Source organism: Halalkalibacter krulwichiae (genome assembly GCF_002109385.1).
Taxonomy (GTDB): domain Bacteria; phylum Bacillota; class Bacilli; order Bacillales; family Bacillaceae_D; genus Halalkalibacter; species Halalkalibacter krulwichiae.
In genome coordinates this window covers 1,795,618-1,813,012 of record NZ_CP020814.1, presented here as the reverse complement: position 1 = coordinate 1,813,012, position 17,395 = coordinate 1,795,618, and the positions used below count along the sequence as shown (strand labels likewise).

The following is a 17,395-nucleotide window of genomic DNA, read 5'->3' as shown; positions in this document are numbered from 1 at the left end:
TCTCTCATCAAATATCAAAACCGATTCACAAACTGCAACGAAAAATGAAAGAAGTAGAATACGGGAATTTCGAGGAACGATTCATTACCAATTCCAAGGATGCTATAGGCGACTTAGCTCGTGGATTCAACCACATGCTAGGCAAAATCAAAGAATTAATTGAGTCTGTTCAAAAAGAAGAACAATTAAAGAAAGAAGCTGAGATTACCGCTCTGCAGCTTCAAATCAACCCGCACTTTATTTATAACACACTTGAATCCATCAACTCCTTAGCTCGAAAAAAGAAGGAATATGAAATCAGCCATCTAATTGTTTTATTAGGACGCTTATTGCGACTAAGCATCAGCTCGTTCGAGGAAAAAGTACCTCTTAAGCAAGAACTCATGTATGTTGAATATTACTTAGAAATTCAAAAACAACGAATGCGCTACCCTCTTAAATATGAAATCATCGTTGAACCAGCGATCGAACACTATAGTACGATCAAATGGATCCTCCAACCGATTGTGGAGAATGCAATTATTCACGGCATTGACCCATTACGCTCAGAAGGAAAGATCACGATATATGTTCGAACAAAAAATGATTTCATCTTAATTGATATCGCTGATAACGGAGTAGGTCTCGACCAGGATCAAATTTCAGAAATTAATGAAAATTTAAAACATAACTCAACCAACTTAACGAAATATCGAAACCGAGTCGGCTTATACAACGTCCAAACAAGGATACTCTCCCGCTACGGAGAGCCATATGGCCTAACGGTTACTAGTACTCTTCAGAAAGGAACGACTGTTCAACTTAAACTGCCGATTGAAAAAGGGGGAATTTGAATGAACAAAATGCTGATCGTAGATGATGACTGGATGATTTCAGACAGCCTAAAAACAATGGAAGAATGGATTGACCTTGATATCGATGTCGTCAGCACAGCCGAAAACGGCCAAGAAGCTCTCTACTGGCTCGAAAAAGAACCAATCGACATCATTCTAACCGACATTCGCATGCCCCACATGGATGGACTAGAATTAACAAAACATATTCTCGACCACAAGCTCCACCCAGCAGTCATCATCATGAGCGGTTACGAAGAATTCTCATACGCCCAAAAAGCCCTGCACTACAACGCAAAAGGCTACATCCTTAAACCAATCGATGTCAACGAACTCTTTGACCTTATCAAAAAAGTGACACAAGAACTAGCCAGTCGCCAGCAAACACTTAATGAAAACCCAGACCTTGGCTCATCAGAACCACAAACTCAACAAGAAAGACTCATCACAAACACCATCTCCTATATTCAATCAAACTACAAAGAACCACTAACATTAAAACTATTAGCCGACCGAATTCACCTAAGCGAACACTACCTCGGCCAACTATTCAAAACCGTTACAGGCGAATCATTCATAAGCTATTTAACCACACTACGAATGAAACGATCGTGTGAATTATTAAAAAACCCGATCTTAAAAGTCTACGAAATAAGCGAACGTGTCGGGTACACTGATTCCAAACATTTTACAAAGGTGTTTAAAAAGACGTATGGGTGTACGCCAAAGGAATATCGAAAAGGAGTCGTTAGAAGTACGGTTTAAGATAAGGATGGAGCTGGCCGCTTTTTAGGGGCCGGCTTCTTTTGTTTGTGTTCAGACAATCGAGGCCTTCTGCAACATGCATATTACGACAAATTCCGCACTCCCCCTACCTCTAATACTTATCCAAAAACAACTCTATGTCATTCCAATTACCAATATGAATCAATTACACCCCTATATTTCCTAAGCAATAGTTTGTCAACCCCTAATTACATTAGGATTCCCTCTTCTAAGTACCACTTACAACGCAATATTCATAAGAGTGCTGCTTCTTTTCCCTTGTATTCTTTCCTACATCGCTTCCATCACTTGTACCCGTTAGTCCCTCGAGCCTCTTCGACAAAGAGACATAAATCTGCAAATTACTACCTCAACCTGTCGAACTAACCTTATCCTAATCAATTCAAAAAAAAGCGCTTAGAGTAAGTGATTCCCCACTTACTCTAAGCGCTTTAAAATATACCTATCACTCAATTTTTATCGAATCTCTCATTCAGAAATATTATAAATGTATTCCTCAAAACCTTTTACAAAATATGCTCCTACAGTTGCCCCAGGATCTTGATGTCCAATTGATTTTTCTAAATACCGTCCGGCTCTACCGTGCTGTGATTGCATATAAACCGTTTCCGACATACCTTTTTCTGCTGCTTTTGAAGCATTACTAACCGCTTCTTTTAATGTGAGTCCATTAGCATTTGCTTCTTCAATTGCTTTTGCAGCAGGACTTAGCGAATCAAGAATTGTTTTATCTCCAACCTGAGCTTTTCCTCGATCCTTTATTCCCTCAACCATGGCATTAAACGCGATTGAGATATCTGCTATAGTACATTCACTCTTACCTTGCGACACTTTCCCCGCCCTCATTAGTGCTGTCGCTACTAAAGTGCCCATTGTAGATGCCGCATTATTTGCCATTTCTAATCCACTTTGCATTAGTAAAACACCAATATCATTTTCTTGAAAGTCGGAGAGGTGTTTTTTAATTCCTCTAAATCCTTTAGACATTGTTAGTCCAATATCTCCATCACCTAGAGCTCCATCTAGTTGACATAGATAATCTCTTTTTTCATCCATGAGTCCACTAATTATCGTAAATATTCCTTTAAAGTCATCAATTGTTAAAGTTTCTTCCATAAAATTCCCTCTCCTTTCTATTTAGTTTTGAGAAAAAAACGGAGTACTGAATGGTTCATCAATTAACTCTTTTAATTCATCATCAAGCTTTAGAATTGATACAGAGAGACCAACCATTTCTAAAGAAGTTGCAAACTCGCCAATATAACGGTTGTGGATTTCAATCCCTCTATCCGCTAACATGTGATGAACCTTCCGATAAACAATGTATAATTCTTCTAAAGGAGTCGCCCCTAAACCATTAATTAAAACTGAAACATTATTGCCCTTTTCAATTGGCATATCTTCAAGAATAGAGCTCACGAGTGTCTCGGCAATGCTATCTGCCGATTCTATTTTCCCCTTTTTCACTCCCGGCTCCCCATGTATTCCCATACCAATTTCCATTTCATTATCTTTGATCGTAAAAGTAGGCCTTCCTACTTCAGGTAATGTACACGGAGAAAGAGCGACTCCCATCGTTCTAACTGAAGCATTGGCTTTCTCTGCAATTCTTTTTACTTCTTCAAGACTCGCTCCTTGCTCTGCTTTAGCTGAAGCAAGCTTATACATATAGAACATTCCTGCTACACCTCTACGTTTTTCTTCACCGCCTTTTGGCATGGAGGCAATATCATCGGTTGCAACCACACTTTCTACTCTAATGTTTTCCATATCAGCCAAATCACTTGCCATATCAAAATTCATTACATCTCCGCCGTAGTTTCCGTATAATGCTAGAACTCCTGCACCAGTATTAACCGCACGGATAACATCTAGCATTTGCTGCGAACTAGGAGATTGGAATATATCACCAACAGCAACGCCATCTAACATTCCTTTGCCGACATAGCCTAGAAATAACGGAAGATGCCCTGACCCACCGCCTGTAACGATGCCAACTTTATCTTTTACCGGTGCATCAATTCGAACTAACGAACGATTGTCGACTCTAATACTCTTTAATTTATCTGAATGGGCTAATAATAGCCCTTCTAACATTTCATCTACCACTCTTTCAGGATCATTTATTACCTTTTTCATTGAATGATTTACTTCGCTCATTTTTATTCCTCCTATATTATCTGTTTTTCTTTTTATTACCATATGAATCTATCAAGGCTGCTAATAGAATAACTACCCCCATCATTAACCCTTGATAATGAGATGAGATATTCATCAAGTTCATACCAGTGTTAATTACGTTTATTAAAAGAACACCTATTACAGTTCCATAAACAGTTCCACGGCCTCCCATTAAACTAGAGCCACCAATTACTACTGCAGCTATTGCCATTAACTCAAGATTTGATCCAGCTAAAGGGGTTCCTGATCCTAGTCGGGCAGTCATTAAAATACCAGCGATTCCAGAGAGAAAACCCGCTATAATATAAACAGAAAGCTCAACCCTTTTTACATTTATACCTGAAAGCTCAGCTGATTTTTTGTTATTCCCTATTGCATAAACATATCTTCCAAAAATCGTATATCGTAAGACATAATGAGCAACTAGGAAGATAATAATGGGTATAAGAATCATGACAGGAATCCCTAAGATCTCTCCTGATCTAAGATACCTAAAAAAAGCGTCATCATAGATAGAGATAGTCTTTGCATCTGTATAAACCATTGCGACAGATCTAGCAGCAGCCATCATTGCTAAAGTTACAATAAAAGGAGCCATGCTGAATCTCGTTATAAAAAACCCATTAATCAACCCGCACATTGCACCTAGCAACATTGCAAGCATTAACACGATAATAATTGGAAAACCGGCACTGACCATCCCTGCTGTCACAACACTTGTAAGTCCTAATACAGCCCCAACTCCTAAATCAATACCAGAGGTAATAATGACAAAGGTCATCCCTATCGCAACTACCCCATAATGGCACTTTGAAGTAAGATATTAGTTAAGTTATTAAAAGAGAGAAATTGTTCAGATGTAAAACTTAAAATTACACATATTATTAAAAGAGCAAACAGTACTTTATTTTGAAGTAGGGCTTGAAACAGATTAATTATTTTTGTGTCATTCGTAGGTTTCTGCTGAGAATTTGACGTGCTCTTATTATTACTATCCAATGCCTACACTCCTTCCGTAGCTAGTTTCATGACTTTCTCAGCGGTTGCGTCCTCTTTCTTGTATTCACCAGTGACCCTTCCCTTAGCCATAACCACGACTCTATCACTGAGTCCTAAGACTTCTGGTAATTCAGAAGAAACCATAATAATTGATGTACCTTGTTCAGCAATTTCGTTCATAATTTTGTAGATTTCTTGTTTTGCCCTAATATCTATACCTCTAGTAGGCTCATCTAAAATTAAAATATCTGGTTTTGTTTCTAGCCATTTGGCAATAATTGCTTTCTGTTGATTACCACCACTTAAGTTTGCTATTTTTGTCTTCGAATCAAATGTTTTAATACGTAATTTTGAAATATATTCTTCAGCAATTTCCTTTTCTCTACTTGATTTAATATTCTTAAATGTTCCTAATAATTTTTTTAAGACAACAATACTTATGTTTTCAGCAACAGTAAAACCAGCGATCATCCCTTGATGTCTTCTGTCTTCAGGCACAAATCCAATTTTAAGATTGATTGCATCTCTTGTAGATTTGATTGTGACGTTCTTACCATTTATAAATATGTCTCCTGAATCCTTTTTTCTATAACCGAAAATACCTTCCATTAATTCTGTTCTTCCGGCCCCCATCAAACCAGAGAAACCTAAAATTTCACCCTTATATAATTTGAAAGACGCATTTTGAACCTGGTCTTTTATAGACAGACTTTTAACCTCCAAAACAACTTCATCTCTTTTTTCTGTACTCTTTTTCGAAGGATAAATACTTGTCATCTCTCTTCCTACTAGCATCTTAACAATTTCATCAGTAGTTAAATCTATCGTCTTCCCTTCACCAGCGTTCTTTCCATCACGAAGAACAATTACACGATCACATATTTCATAAATTTCTTCCATACGATGAGATATATAAATAATGGATATTCCTTTTTCTTTTAGTCCGCGAATGATGTCAAATAGTTTTTTTGATTCTTGCTCCGTAATTGCTGAGGTAGGTTCATCCATAACGATAATTTTCGAATTAAAGGATAGTGCTTTTGCAATTTCTACTAGTTGCTGAGATGCCACAGTCATACTACCAACTTGAGCATCTGGATCAATATCAAACTTTAATTCTTTTAATAATGACTTTGTATCTTGCAGTAATTTTTTTCGGTTTAAATTTATTCCTTTTCGAGGTAGGGAATGAATATAAATATTTTCTGCAACAGTCAAATAAGGAAGCAAATTTAATTCTTGATGAATAATGCTAATTCCTAGGTTTTGAGCATCCTTTGTATTGTTTAAAGATACTTTGGCGCCCTCTAAAAAAATGTCACCCTCATCTGAAATGTACTCCCCACTAAGGATCTTCATTAACGTAGACTTTCCAGCGCCATTTTCTCCTAGCAAACCGATAACCTCCCCTTTACCAATAGAGAGATTTACCGATTCTAGCGCTTGCACACCTGGAAAACCTTTAGAGATACCCTTCATCGACAATAGTGCTTCTCCAAACATTCTCTTCCCCTAGGATGAAAAAGGGGATTAAATCCCCTTTTTCAATTTACTTTAACTCCTTAGCCCATAAATCTTCCGTTTCTACATTTTCTTTTGTTACGAGGAAATTTCTCGTATACGTGTGTGCTTCTACGTCGTTACCTTCTAAATATGCTTTTGCATATTCAACTGCCATTTCACCCATTTTGATTGGTACTTGAGAGATCGTTGCATCAATTGAACCATTTTCGATCCCTTGAATCGCTTGTCGATTTCCATCAATTCCAATGACATAGATATGTTCGTCATCTCCAGCCGGTTTAAACCTTCCTGCCTGTTCAATTGCATTTGCAGCACCAACAGCATTATCATCGTTGTGTCCAAATACTGCATCAATCTCACTATTAGCTTGAAGAATATTCGTCATAACATTTAATGCTTTTTCTTGGTTAAAATCTGCCGGCTGACGCGCTACAATTTCAATATTTGGATACTTCTCTTCCATTTGTTTATTGAATCCTTCTCCTCTATCACGTGCAGCTGTCGAACCTTGTAACCCCTGTAACTCAACGACTTTCCCCACGTAATCACCGTGGCGTTCTTTTAACTTTTCTGCAATATAATCAGCTGCTTTTTGCCCCATTTCCACATTATCTGTCTCCAAAAATGCAAGAAGTTCTCCAGCAGTTGCACCGCGATCGATAGCAATAACAGGAATATTTGCAGCATTTGCAACTTCAATTCCTGGAACAATCGCTTCAGCATCTTGCGGATTCACTAATATTGCACTCACACCTTGTTGAACAAGATCTTCAATGTCTGCAATTTGTTTCGCACTATCATTATTGGCATTTACACTAATCAAATTGAAACCTTGTTGTTCTGCACCTTGTTCAACACCCTGTTTCAATGCTACAAAGAAGTCAATGTCTTGAGTTGAATTAGATAGACCTATAGTAATATCATTACTTGCTTCCCCTTCACTAGGGCTAGAGGATTCTTCACCTGAACTACATGCAGTCATTATAAAAACCATTAACAAAAGCAACGATAATAATAGTTTTTTCATTCTAATCTCCTCCAATTTTTTATTTATCTATTACTTGCTATTAACCCCCTTTTTTACGTCACCCCCCTTTAAAGATCGATAAATTAATTTATAAGTTTGTGAGTTATAAAGAAAGTTTGATTAAGCTTCTTTGTAGGTTTACTTATCTGTTCAAACAACGCATTAAAAGCTACTTTAGCTAACTCTTCCGGTTGCTCTTCTGCTATTCTTATTGGCGGCATTATGATTCCATAAGGATCAATATCTCCAAATCCGCAAACTTCAATATCTTCTTCAAGTGATAATTCAATGTTTTGACAAGCCCTTATAGATGCGGATAATAATGTAGGATTTGTAGAAAGAACCGCTGTTACTTCTTGCCTTTTTAGTAAGGTCTTGCTCATAAAATCAGTAAGCGCCCTTTTATCCTGTTTAACATTCACTTCTATAAACAGTTGATCCTCACTCTCAATCCCTAGATACTCAAGAGTTTTGTAAATTCCATCTACCTTTGACCATTCAATAGAACTTCTTATCGGTCCATGAAAAAATATTATTTTCTGGAAGTCTTTATTTGTAAGTGGTTCAATAAGTTGTCTACAAGCTTCAATATGTTCATGCATTATTGCCGTAAAATTATAACCCTTTATCTGGCGTTCGAGCAGGACAACGGGAATAGATGCTGGTATCTCTACATCCGTAAGCTCTTCGCTAGATGGATAAAATAAGATCCCATCAACCCTTTTTTCTATAAGCCATTGTAGAGATTTAATCTCTCTTGCTACCTCGCCATTAGTAGAACAATAGATAATTTTATATCCTTTCGTTGAAGCGACTTTCTCGATGCTGTTTAAAATCCTCATAGAGTAAAGATCATTTAATCCTGGTAAAATTACACCGATAATATTCGTTTTTGAATTCTTTAAACTACGTGCAATTCCATTTGGTTTGTAATTAAGCAAAGAAATTGCTAATAAGACTCTTTCTCTAATTTGAGGTCTTACAAAACCAGACTTATTGATAACCTTTGACACAGTTCCTATAGAGACCCCTGCTGCTTTTGCTACGTCCTTCATAGTTGCGTTAATAACAATCACCTCAGACTAAAACGTTTCATTTGTATTTAAAAAGACATCTTTTTCGATAAAAGGTATGCAGTGAAACGTTTCAATAAGTTATAGTTAAGTTTTATACCCTCTGTGCCATTATCAGCACTCGTTAAAGCGTTTACATGAATGTGAATGAAACGTTTCACTCACTTACAAGATAAATATATACACCCTCTAAAAATTTAGAATACAAATCCTAAAATAATAAATTTATTTTTTCACACATCATTTTATAAAGGTAAACATATAATCAAAACTCTTTTATTAGCTGATATCAGCAATGAAAACTAGTTTATATAAAAAAGCCAGCTACTAATTAGCTGGCTCTCTACCATTTTCCTCCAAAGTAATCCGTTCTTAATTTTAAATTCTCTATCAGTAACCTCAAAAATAACAGCTTATATTAATACTCATATCATTTACTAAATAACTTCTATAAATCCTCTCGCATCTACGATATACTAAACTACTAATACAAATTATGTAGGAGGACTCCAATTGGATTTTGTTGCGATTGACTTTGAAACAGCAAATACAAATCGTTCAAGTGCTTGTTCGATTGGACTTGTTGTCGTAAGAAACGGCAAGGTTGCCGAGGAATATTACCAATTAATTAAACCTAATGAGATGTACTTCGACCCAATATGTGTGAGAATACATGGGATTACCTCTGAAGATGTTAAAGACGCCCCAACGTTTCATGATGTTTGGAAGGATATCTCTCATCTATTAGAAGGAAAACTCGTCATAGCTCACAATGCTAGCTTTGATATGTCTGTATTGAGACACTCATTGGATGAATATCAACTTGATTATCCATCCTTTTCATATAACTGCACAGTGAATGTTTCGAAAAAAACATGGCTTGGTCTCCATAGTTATTCGTTAAATGTAGTGGCAGATCATTTACAAATCGAATTCAAACACCACCATGCTCTAGAGGATGCACAAGTAGCAGCCCAAGTATATTTGCAAGCTTGCAAACACAACAACGTTTCAAAACACGAAGACCTTATCGAGAAACTAGAAATTGGCCAAGGAACCGTTTATCCTAATGGGTATACACCGGCGCGGGCTAATAAAAAGAGAAGTAAGAAAAAGAGTAGTGCGGTGAAAGTAAAGTGATAAGACAAAGGGATGAAGTGCTTGTTGCACTTCATCCCTTCTTTATATTGGATACTCTTAAGCACTTTTAAAAGTTTCAAACAAATCCAAACTCCTCAATACTCAATCCCCTTCAACCACCTTCAAAACCTCGCGAAACATCCCACTCGGCTTCTTTCTTAATTCATCATACTCAACAACTTTCTGAACTTCACCTTTCACAATCTCAACTCGATTCTCCAAACGATTCATCCGAATTTCTACATCCTTAAAACGATACTTCTCAATACTATTCGCCTGATCGAGGTGCTTTGAATCTAGTTCCACCTGAATCCGGTCAGACACTCTCCTCAGCATCCGCCAAACAGCCATTTCATCCTTCGATTTCATAAACAGCTCAGGCAGCTCCTTTGCTTCTTTTAACTGAAACAATGTCGTCATCGCATAACCAGCAATTCCGTAGTGAACCGGCTTAATTAAAACAGGTAAATTCACCCAAGATTTGACAAAGAAACAAACAGAGCCATCATCACGGACATTCACATCCCGAATCTCCCCGTAATTCCACACCCCGTTTTGAATCCCTACTTCCTTGCTCACATATAAGGCAACATACTTTGCCTCTTGCCAGCCACGCTTTAACGCACCTGCTTCCAACACAAAAGAGGCATCCTGCATACATTTCCGGTACTGATGCTCCGTTGAGACCACACCGACTAATACCTTTTCTTCTAAAGCAGAAACAAAATCCGCCCTTGTTCCTCGCGGCAAGATCCCTTCAGCTTGAATCTCCTCTGGGCTCTTTTCAATCAACCGTTCCACAAACTGCTCCACTAGATCAGTCGCAGACGGTAAAAACGGCAAGCCTCCGATATTGACTTCATCAATGCTTTTATAAAAATGATGATCCGCATAGCTCGCTTCATCTTCCCAAGGGAACAGGACATACGCTCCAAAAGCGGTGCGTTCATAAGGCCCTTTTTGCTTGGCCACAATCGAATCACGGTAGCGGTGCATCGTATTAATATCTTCTTCTAACGGTCCAGGTGTATTGTATTTTCCGCCGTAGTAGCTATCCTTCACGGCAAAATCGATCCGGTACTTTGCATCAAACACATAGTTGTAGACGTAGTCCTTCCCTTGCTTTTCAATGCTGAGAACACTATCAGGCTTCTGTGTCGTTGTTGGATTCTTCTCTGTCATCTGATAGGTTAACGTAATTTTTTCATTCGTTACCGGATGCTTGAACACTCGTTTGGCTGATTGATTGGTATCGAGTCGTACAAACAAACCATCCCTATTTACCTTCACAACATCTTGACTAACTTGAGTATATTTTCTTTGCAATAGTTGACCAAGCTTTAAGAACGTCCAACATTCATATAGTTCGGCAACATCTTTCACCGACATTTGATAGAGCTTCCCTTGTAAGGCAAGCCCCTTTGAGACAGTTAAATAGATTTGAAAAGCATCGCGATAGCCCGGTGCCATCTGCAAAACAAGACTCATCACCGAGCGATCCAAAGCACCAATTTCCTTCCAAAACGGATTCTTCTTTTTACGCGTAAGCTTATGAATCATTCCTTTGACCTTATCTAGAAGTTCAGCATCCGTCTCCGTCTTTGGCCACTTTTTATTACTAAGCTTCTCACACAAGAACTCCAGCTTATCAATCAGCCTCGTGATCATCCATTTCACATAACGGTTTTCTGCTGTATCATAGGTTAGCTCTTTTTTTATGTTAAGTCCTTCTCTTGGCATCACATTACGACCATTTATCGTCAAACCTTGGTTAACTTCAACAAAAAGTTGAGCATTCTTCCGTAAATAGCTTCTTCCTGTTGAATCAAGACGCTGCAGTTGATCTCCCCTCACCCTTTCATGCTTTTTCATAAGCTTATGATGCGGCTGCCGCTCAATTCGATCAATGGCTTGTAGAAACGATTGAAAATGAACCGTGATAAGGCGATAAAACTCTGCCAAGGAAGGCTGTCCATCTAGCTTGATCTGTGCTCCTAAGTATGTCTTTTTCAAAAAGTGAAACGCCAAATTGTAAATCTCATCATTCACTTCTTCTAAGAGCCTTTGATAATCTCTCTTGTAATCAAGCTTAGACGGAAACACCTCAATCGTGACCTCTAGCAGCGTTTGTTTCTCATCACGAATCTCAAACGTTGAAAGACCAACTTCATTCTGGAACTGCAAATTCCCCATCAGTAGATAAGACGTACCAATGCTCACTCGACTGATCGCCTTCCGCAAGCTTTGATGCTCATGATAAAAGGAAAGCTCTCTCTCCTCTTTAGGAGAAACAATCACTTGATACACACTGTTTTCAAAGAAAATCGGGCGTTGATTTGAGTAACTGACTAGTGCCTGCTGCTCAACATCGAAAACAAGTACTTCTTCCACAGATTCTCCATGATAGTCAAACTGCATTACATCATGGAAATCAAGACGCCTGTACTGCTGCAATCCCTCATAGCGTTCATGAAACGGCCTCCCCTTAATCACAAGGGAAAACGATTTTGTCTCTATAACAACCAGCTCAACTTCCTTAGGAGCTGATCCAGAAGGAAGTAAAGCCATCGTCTTCTAACCTCCTTATCATCTCTAGCACCTTTTCAGCACTTTTTGGATACACCGCATAAATTAGATCATCAGGCCTACCATCCTCGGCACGTTCAATTTCTTTATTCGTAAACAGCTTAAACAAAGCCTTCAACACTCTTTCAATTCGAGTGTCACTCCCTGATAGACGTGGCAAGATCTTTTGTAGAATGCAATGGTCCAACGCTTCCTTGCGCTCCATCAGATTGCTTTCGTCGTTATAAGCAAGGTAAAAACAAATCTCGTCACGAACCCGGTAACCAACATTAGCCGAACTAATTTGGAGCACTTTATTAATCTCTACAAGGACACCGGTCACCTCTTCGACTAACTGCGGATACTCAGCATAAACACCTTTTAAGTGAAGATACTTTGTCGCAAACACATCGTTATGTAAAACAATTGGAACCTTCTCCGTTGTTTCTAGCAAAAAGTCTAAATGATCCAACTTCACCCGATTAAACTCAAGCGTATTCGCCCGGTCCAACACCTTCTTACTAAAAGGATGCGTCGTTTCATCCATGTTCACAGTTCCAATGATATAGACATTTGAAGGCAAATAAACATCACTTCCAACAACTTCTTTCGGAAGAACCAAAGACGTTACAAGTTTGCCATTCTCCCACTTCCGACTTTCCATAACGCTTAATAAGTCACTAAAATAATGCTCCACACGCGCGAGATTCATTTCGTCTAATAAGACAAAATAAGGGAGATCAGGATGACCAATGGCATTCTTTAATACTGTTGTAAGTGGCCCTTCCTTGAAATCACCTTTGATGTCCGTATACCCAAGTAAATCAGATCCATCACTCCAATCCGGACGAACTGGAATTAAAGCGAATTGACCATTCTCCTCTGTCGCTCCAACACTTTCTGCGAGCCATTGGACGATTTTGGTTTTGCCTGTACCAGAAATTCCAGAGAGGATGACGAAGGGTTTGGTTTTGAGAGAGAGATAAAGATTGTTAATTTCTGTCTCAGTATAATAAAATCCTTTGCTTCTAATGAAAGAATAAATGTGTGCAGTAAGATTTCTAGACGTATATTGTTGAGGTTGTTCCTTTACTTCCACCAAATCTTGTTCAGGGCCTGAATGACCGATAATATCTACCACTTCCCTTGGTAATCTTTCTTTAAATTGCTCACATAACTTACTAGCAAAGGAATCTGAAAGCTCAAAGAAATACCCCTGTTTAATATCACCATTTACATCAAACGGACCAGCTTCTGATACCCTCCACTCTAACGGAATGTCTTCTTTTTTAATCTTCGGTTGAATCTCAAAGTACTTTATACTCAGCAAATAGCCATCTTCTTGCCACTCATTACTAACGATCTCACTAGGCTTATTCGACTCAACTACTTCATCTTGCACAATCCCAAGTGCCTTTATCTCTTTATCTGAATAACAAAACACAAAATCTCCAACCCGTGCCCTTAAAAGGCTTACATGATGCGGCACAGGAAAGCCCCTCTTAGACTTCTGGGGAGCCCAAAGAAACCCACCTTCTTTTTCTTGGTTATGAGTTTTCCCCTGATTGACCCACCAAAAAGCAGGATTCGAATTCTCCTCTTTTTTCTGAAAAGACACTCTATACTTAAAAGGAGTTTCAGTTTGATAAAAATCTATGTATTCAGCCATCTCATCAGGTGTATAAACTGGTTTCTTTGACTTTTCTTCTCTATTTTCACTAAAGAATTCATAAGAAGAAGTAAAAGCACTTTTAAGCAATTCTTTTAATACTGTATTTTGATCATACCGAAGTTGCAAGGAACCTCCCTCTGAGTTTTTCCTTTGAAAGTAAACTAATGTCGCCTTATATGTTTCCTCATCAACTAATAACTCAACTGGAACTCGCTCACCAAGCCGCAAAAATTTATTGGCATTCGCCTGCGCAAAATCCTCATGAAAATCTAATGGAATCTGCGTCCCATATTGAAAGATTGACCAATCTACTCTCTTTCTACCAATCAAATTCAACAAATATGGTTTTGACCAACTTCTAACTTTTTTCATTTTCTTTACCACCTGTTTTTCTCAGCAATCGAACAATTTTTTCTTTTCCCAAACGACTCGTTATTTATAGTATGGCTCTATGATTTTCAGAAAGGATCAGATACCATCTGTTCTTCGCTTCTATTTATGGTGTAACTTACTTGTATGTAACATATGTTATATTTTAACAGTCATTTTTGATATGCTCAATTATTCGGGTTATTGAAAGAAACTCTTAGGGATTATATTAAAGACAAGACATGAAATTATTGCATAGATGGATATAACGTAAGCGTCAAATAATACACACATTCCAATAACCCTTTTCCCATGCGATACTCTAATCAATAATGATGAAAGGGTGTCGCTATGAAGCGTAAAGAAAAACACGATTTGTGGAAAAAACGCATGGAGGCATACGAAGCCAGCGGGGAGACGATACAAGAATGGGTATCTAAACATGATGACATTACAGAATATCAATTCCACTATTGGCGTAAGAAAATCAAGGCAGAAATAAACTCAGGTCCAAATAACGAGGTAAACCACACTTGGACATCTTTTGATGTCCCTACCTTCACCACCACATCTATTGAAGTGAGACTAGACGATCTGTCTGTCTATATTCCTGAAAATGTGAGTGAAGAACATTTGTCCCGTGTACTACGCGTGTTGAGAAATGGATGATCAATCAACGCTCCCATGTCTATTTGTTTTCTGCAATAGACAACGAGATAAGATCAAAATCCTTCACTGGGAACATAATGGATTTTGGCTCTATTATCGCCGTTTAGAAAAGGGTACGTTCCCTTGGCCAGAAGATTCATCTTCTTCTCCGCAAATGATTAGCCACCGTCAGTTCCGTTGGTTACTTGACGGCCTTTCTATAGATCAAAAATCAGCACATCCAAAAGTTATCGCACAACGTGTCATTTAATGAAATGTTAAGCAAATGGATGAGAGGTGATGTATAATTAAGCTATGAAAACAACAGAAACCACCTCTCAACCTACAACTGAAGATTTAGAAAAACGTGTCTCATCACTTGAGGAACAAAACGCGGAGCTGACGGCAAAAATTAAATGGTATGAAGAACAATTCCGTCTTAGTAAGCAACGCCAATTTGGTACTTCAAGTGAGAAGACAAATGCTGATTAGTTAGAATTGCCTCTTTTTAATGAGATAGAAATTACGGCTGATCCATCAATTGAAGAACCTACGGTTGAAATGATTACGTATCAACGTAAAAAAACCAAAGGGCAACGTGATATCAAACTTGAGAACCTTCCGAAGGAAGTCATCGAGTATCGATTACCTGTGGAAGATCAGGTTTGTTCGTGCTGCAATGGAAATCTACACGAAATGTCGACAGAGGTACGTCGTGAATTAAAAGTCATACCAGCCGAAGTGAAGGTCATTGAACATGTACAACATGTTTATGCGTGTCGCCGTTGTGAACGTGAAAGCACTGAGACCCCTATTGTTAAAGCTTCCATGCCGAAACCTGTTTTTCCAAAGAGTCTTGCTTCGCCATCTGCGATGGCCTATATCATGAATCAAAAATATGTGGAAGGGCTTCCATTATACCGTCAAGAACAGCAATTTGCTCGTTTAGGTGTCTCTTTATCACGCCAAACATTAGCTAATTGGGTTCTTTATGGTGCTAATACATGGTTAAACCTCATCTATGATCGAATGTATCAATATCTGATGAATCTTGATATTGCTCATGCTGATGAAACGACGCTGCAAGTGCTACGAGAGCCAGATCGTCCATCAACAACTTCCTCTTACTTATGGCTTTATCGTTCAGGCCAGGAAGGCCATCCGATTGTATTGTTTGATTACCAGCAAACACGAGCAAGTAAACATCCGAAAAAGTTTTTATCTCCTTTTCAAGGCTACTTACATGTAGATGGATATGCTGGATACAACGGACTTCCAAATGTGAAGTTAGTTGGTTGTTGGGCACACGCTCGTCGGAAATTTGATGAAGCTTTAAAAGCTTTGCCTAAAGAACAACAATCGAAAGAAGTCTTAGCTAAGGAAGGCTTGAAGTTCTGTAACCAACTCTTTGCGATTGAACGAGAAGTCAAAGAGTTATCGTTCCTTGAACGTCATCAAGTACGTCTAGAAAAAAGTCGACCACTTCTTGACGCTTTTTCAGCATGGCTTCGCATGCAAACGCCAAAAGTGTTACCAAAGAGTGCACTAGGACAAGCGATCAAATACTGTCGTAATCAATGGGATAAACTAGAGGCTTTCTTAGAGGATGGCAGACTGGAGATTGATAATAATAGAAGTGAGAGATCCATTAAGCCGTTTGTGATCGGCAGGAAGAACTGGATTTTTGCCAACACTCCGAAAGGAGCAAAGGCAAGTGCTCTAACTTATAGTATTGTAGAAACAGCCAAAGAAAATGGCCTCAATCCTTATCAATTGTAACCGTCAAGTAGTTTTGAACACTTTTTGCTCATTAATTTTGAACACTTTTCGCTTGAAACAGAGACTCTCGATACTTAATTCTATGACTAGCTCCATCAAAATGAAGCACTTCAGAGCGATGGAGAAGGCGATCTAAAATCGCCGTTGTTATTCCTTTATCTCCTATTAATTCTCCCCACTCCTCAGGCCCTTTATTTGATGTAAGAATGATTGAACTTCGTTCATAAAGATGGTTAATCAGATGAAAAAATAGATTAGCTTCATTTTGATCCATTGCCATATACATGAGATCATCGATTATGATTAGGTCAGCTTCTCTAATTCTCTTCATTTTCAGTTGAGATTTCCGAAGATATTCCTCACTTTTTAATAAAGGTACTAATTCTCCCATGGATACAAAAGATACACGATGTCCTTTTTGAATGGCTTCTAACCCCAATCCGATTGCTATATGTGTTTTGCCAACACCTGGCGGTCCCAAAAATAGTAGGTTAAAAGATTCATCAAGCCAAGAAAGCTCCTGGAGCTGCCTTAACTGTCTCTTACTAAGTGATGGCATTTCTTTAAGATTAAACTCATTAATGGTCTTTTGGTAAGGAAACTTTGCCCACTTCAAGTGTTTTTCGATCATTTTTTCTTCACGACGCTTTTCCTCATATGAAAGTAATTCCCGAAGAAACTCCTGATAGGTCCACGAGTGTGACTCTGCTTTCCTTAAAAAAGCAGGCAGCTCTTTTGATGTTTCGGACATTCTTAAATGATGCAATTGTCTTTGTAAACTCTCTACCGAGTATTCCAA

At 38.3% G+C, this 17,395-nt stretch carries 14 protein-coding genes and 1 pseudogene; 6 read left to right on the top strand and 9 right to left on the bottom strand.

Annotation, left to right across the window (positions count from 1 at the left end; genetic code table 11):
- Nucleotides 1-44: 44 nt before the first annotated feature.
- Both BkAM31D_RS09050 and BkAM31D_RS09045 read left to right on the top strand, forming a co-directional pair.
- Nucleotides 45-833: a sensor histidine kinase gene (locus BkAM31D_RS09050; protein WP_157108283.1), complete on the top strand. Its 789-nt coding sequence runs from the start codon at nt 45-47 to the stop codon at nt 831-833.
- Nucleotides 834-1,598 (top strand): response regulator transcription factor, encoded by a 765-nt coding sequence (locus BkAM31D_RS09045; RefSeq protein ID WP_066160291.1) that lies wholly within the window; start codon nt 834-836, stop codon nt 1,596-1,598.
- Nucleotides 1,599-2,087: 489 nt separating this feature from the next.
- Here the strand turns inward: BkAM31D_RS09045 and dhaL are convergent, their stop codons facing one another.
- The 6 genes from dhaL to BkAM31D_RS09010 form a co-directional block, all read right to left on the bottom strand.
- Nucleotides 2,088-2,735, bottom strand: a complete 648-nt coding sequence (gene dhaL / locus BkAM31D_RS09040; RefSeq protein WP_066160288.1) for a dihydroxyacetone kinase subunit DhaL — start codon at nt 2,733-2,735, stop codon at nt 2,088-2,090.
- 21 nt (nt 2,736-2,756) lie between these two features.
- Nucleotides 2,757-3,758 (bottom strand): dihydroxyacetone kinase subunit DhaK, encoded by a 1,002-nt coding sequence (locus tag BkAM31D_RS09035; RefSeq protein WP_066160357.1) that lies wholly within the window; start codon nt 3,756-3,758, stop codon nt 2,757-2,759.
- A 37-nt stretch (nt 3,759-3,795) separates the two neighbouring features.
- Nucleotides 3,796-4,581, bottom strand: a complete 786-nt coding sequence (locus tag BkAM31D_RS09030; protein ID WP_085449774.1) for an ABC transporter permease — start codon at nt 4,579-4,581, stop codon at nt 3,796-3,798.
- Nucleotides 4,582-4,802: 221 nt separating this feature from the next.
- A complete protein-coding gene (locus BkAM31D_RS09020; protein WP_066160282.1) occupies nt 4,803-6,302 on the bottom strand; it encodes a sugar ABC transporter ATP-binding protein in 1,500 nt (499 codons plus the stop codon).
- 46 nt (nt 6,303-6,348) lie between these two features.
- Nucleotides 6,349-7,350: a substrate-binding domain-containing protein gene (locus tag BkAM31D_RS09015; RefSeq protein ID WP_066160279.1), complete on the bottom strand. Its 1,002-nt coding sequence runs from the start codon at nt 7,348-7,350 to the stop codon at nt 6,349-6,351.
- A gap of 83 nt (nt 7,351-7,433) precedes the next feature.
- The gene (locus BkAM31D_RS09010; protein WP_157076925.1) at nt 7,434-8,426 is read right to left on the bottom strand and encodes a LacI family DNA-binding transcriptional regulator; all 993 of its coding nucleotides are present in this window, start codon (nt 8,424-8,426) and stop codon (nt 7,434-7,436) included.
- A 510-nt stretch (nt 8,427-8,936) separates the two neighbouring features.
- Here BkAM31D_RS09010 and BkAM31D_RS09005 point away from each other — a divergent pair.
- Nucleotides 8,937-9,563 (top strand): 3'-5' exonuclease, encoded by a 627-nt coding sequence (locus tag BkAM31D_RS09005; RefSeq protein ID WP_066160272.1) that lies wholly within the window; start codon nt 8,937-8,939, stop codon nt 9,561-9,563.
- 102 nt (nt 9,564-9,665) lie between these two features.
- Here BkAM31D_RS09005 and BkAM31D_RS09000 read toward each other — a convergent pair whose 3' ends face one another.
- Entirely contained in the window at nt 9,666-12,131 is a 2,466-nt protein-coding gene (locus tag BkAM31D_RS09000) for a restriction endonuclease-like protein (RefSeq protein ID WP_066160269.1), read from the bottom strand.
- On the bottom strand, nt 12,100-14,172 hold the full coding sequence (locus BkAM31D_RS08995; protein WP_066160266.1) for an McrB family protein: 2,073 nt from the start codon (nt 14,170-14,172) through the stop codon (nt 12,100-12,102). Before BkAM31D_RS08995 ends, BkAM31D_RS09000 begins: the two co-directional genes overlap by 32 nt.
- A gap of 348 nt (nt 14,173-14,520) precedes the next feature.
- On the opposite strand from BkAM31D_RS08995, the gene tnpA reads away from it, so the two are divergent.
- The 3 genes and pseudogenes from tnpA to tnpC all read left to right on the top strand — a co-directional run.
- A complete protein-coding gene (tnpA, locus tag BkAM31D_RS08990; RefSeq protein WP_066160264.1) occupies nt 14,521-14,838 on the top strand; it encodes an IS66 family insertion sequence element accessory protein TnpA in 318 nt (105 codons plus the stop codon).
- Nucleotides 14,831-15,088: an IS66 family insertion sequence element accessory protein TnpB gene (gene tnpB, locus BkAM31D_RS08985; protein ID WP_084372510.1), complete on the top strand. Its 258-nt coding sequence runs from the start codon at nt 14,831-14,833 to the stop codon at nt 15,086-15,088. Before tnpA ends, tnpB begins: the two co-directional genes overlap by 8 nt.
- Nucleotides 15,089-15,132: 44 nt before the next feature.
- A pseudogene (gene tnpC / locus BkAM31D_RS08980) lies at nt 15,133-16,587 on the top strand (IS66 family transposase); the annotation flags it as partial.
- Nucleotides 16,588-16,627: 40 nt separating this feature from the next.
- On the opposite strand, the gene istB reads toward tnpC, so the two are convergent.
- On the bottom strand, nt 16,628-17,395 hold the full coding sequence (gene istB / locus BkAM31D_RS08975) for an IS21-like element helper ATPase IstB (protein ID WP_157076924.1): 768 nt from the start codon (nt 17,393-17,395) through the stop codon (nt 16,628-16,630).

Excerpts from the sequence above, each read along its gene's own strand:
- BkAM31D_RS09020 (WP_066160282.1), bottom strand. The coding sequence starts at position 6,302 with ATGTTTGGAGAAGCACTATTGTCGATGAAGGGTATCTCTAAAGGTTTT.
- dhaL (WP_066160288.1), bottom strand. The coding sequence starts at position 2,735 with ATGGAAGAAACTTTAACAATTGATGACTTTAAAGGAATATTTACGATA.
- BkAM31D_RS09045 (WP_066160291.1), top strand. The coding sequence starts at position 834 with ATGAACAAAATGCTGATCGTAGATGATGACTGGATGATTTCAGACAGC.
- BkAM31D_RS09000 (WP_066160269.1), bottom strand. The coding sequence starts at position 12,131 with ATGGCTTTACTTCCTTCTGGATCAGCTCCTAAGGAAGTTGAGCTGGTT.
- BkAM31D_RS09035 (WP_066160357.1), bottom strand. The coding sequence starts at position 3,758 with ATGAAAAAGGTAATAAATGATCCTGAAAGAGTGGTAGATGAAATGTTA.
- BkAM31D_RS08995 (WP_066160266.1), bottom strand. The coding sequence starts at position 14,172 with ATGAAAAAAGTTAGAAGTTGGTCAAAACCATATTTGTTGAATTTGATT.
- BkAM31D_RS09015 (WP_066160279.1), bottom strand. The coding sequence starts at position 7,350 with ATGAAAAAACTATTATTATCGTTGCTTTTGTTAATGGTTTTTATAATG.
- tnpA (WP_066160264.1), top strand. The coding sequence starts at position 14,521 with ATGAAGCGTAAAGAAAAACACGATTTGTGGAAAAAACGCATGGAGGCA.
- BkAM31D_RS09030 (WP_085449774.1), bottom strand. The coding sequence starts at position 4,581 with ATGACCTTTGTCATTATTACCTCTGGTATTGATTTAGGAGTTGGGGCT.
- tnpB (WP_084372510.1), top strand. The coding sequence starts at position 14,831 with ATGGATGATCAATCAACGCTCCCATGTCTATTTGTTTTCTGCAATAGA.
- BkAM31D_RS09050 (WP_157108283.1), top strand. The coding sequence starts at position 45 with ATGAAAGAAGTAGAATACGGGAATTTCGAGGAACGATTCATTACCAAT.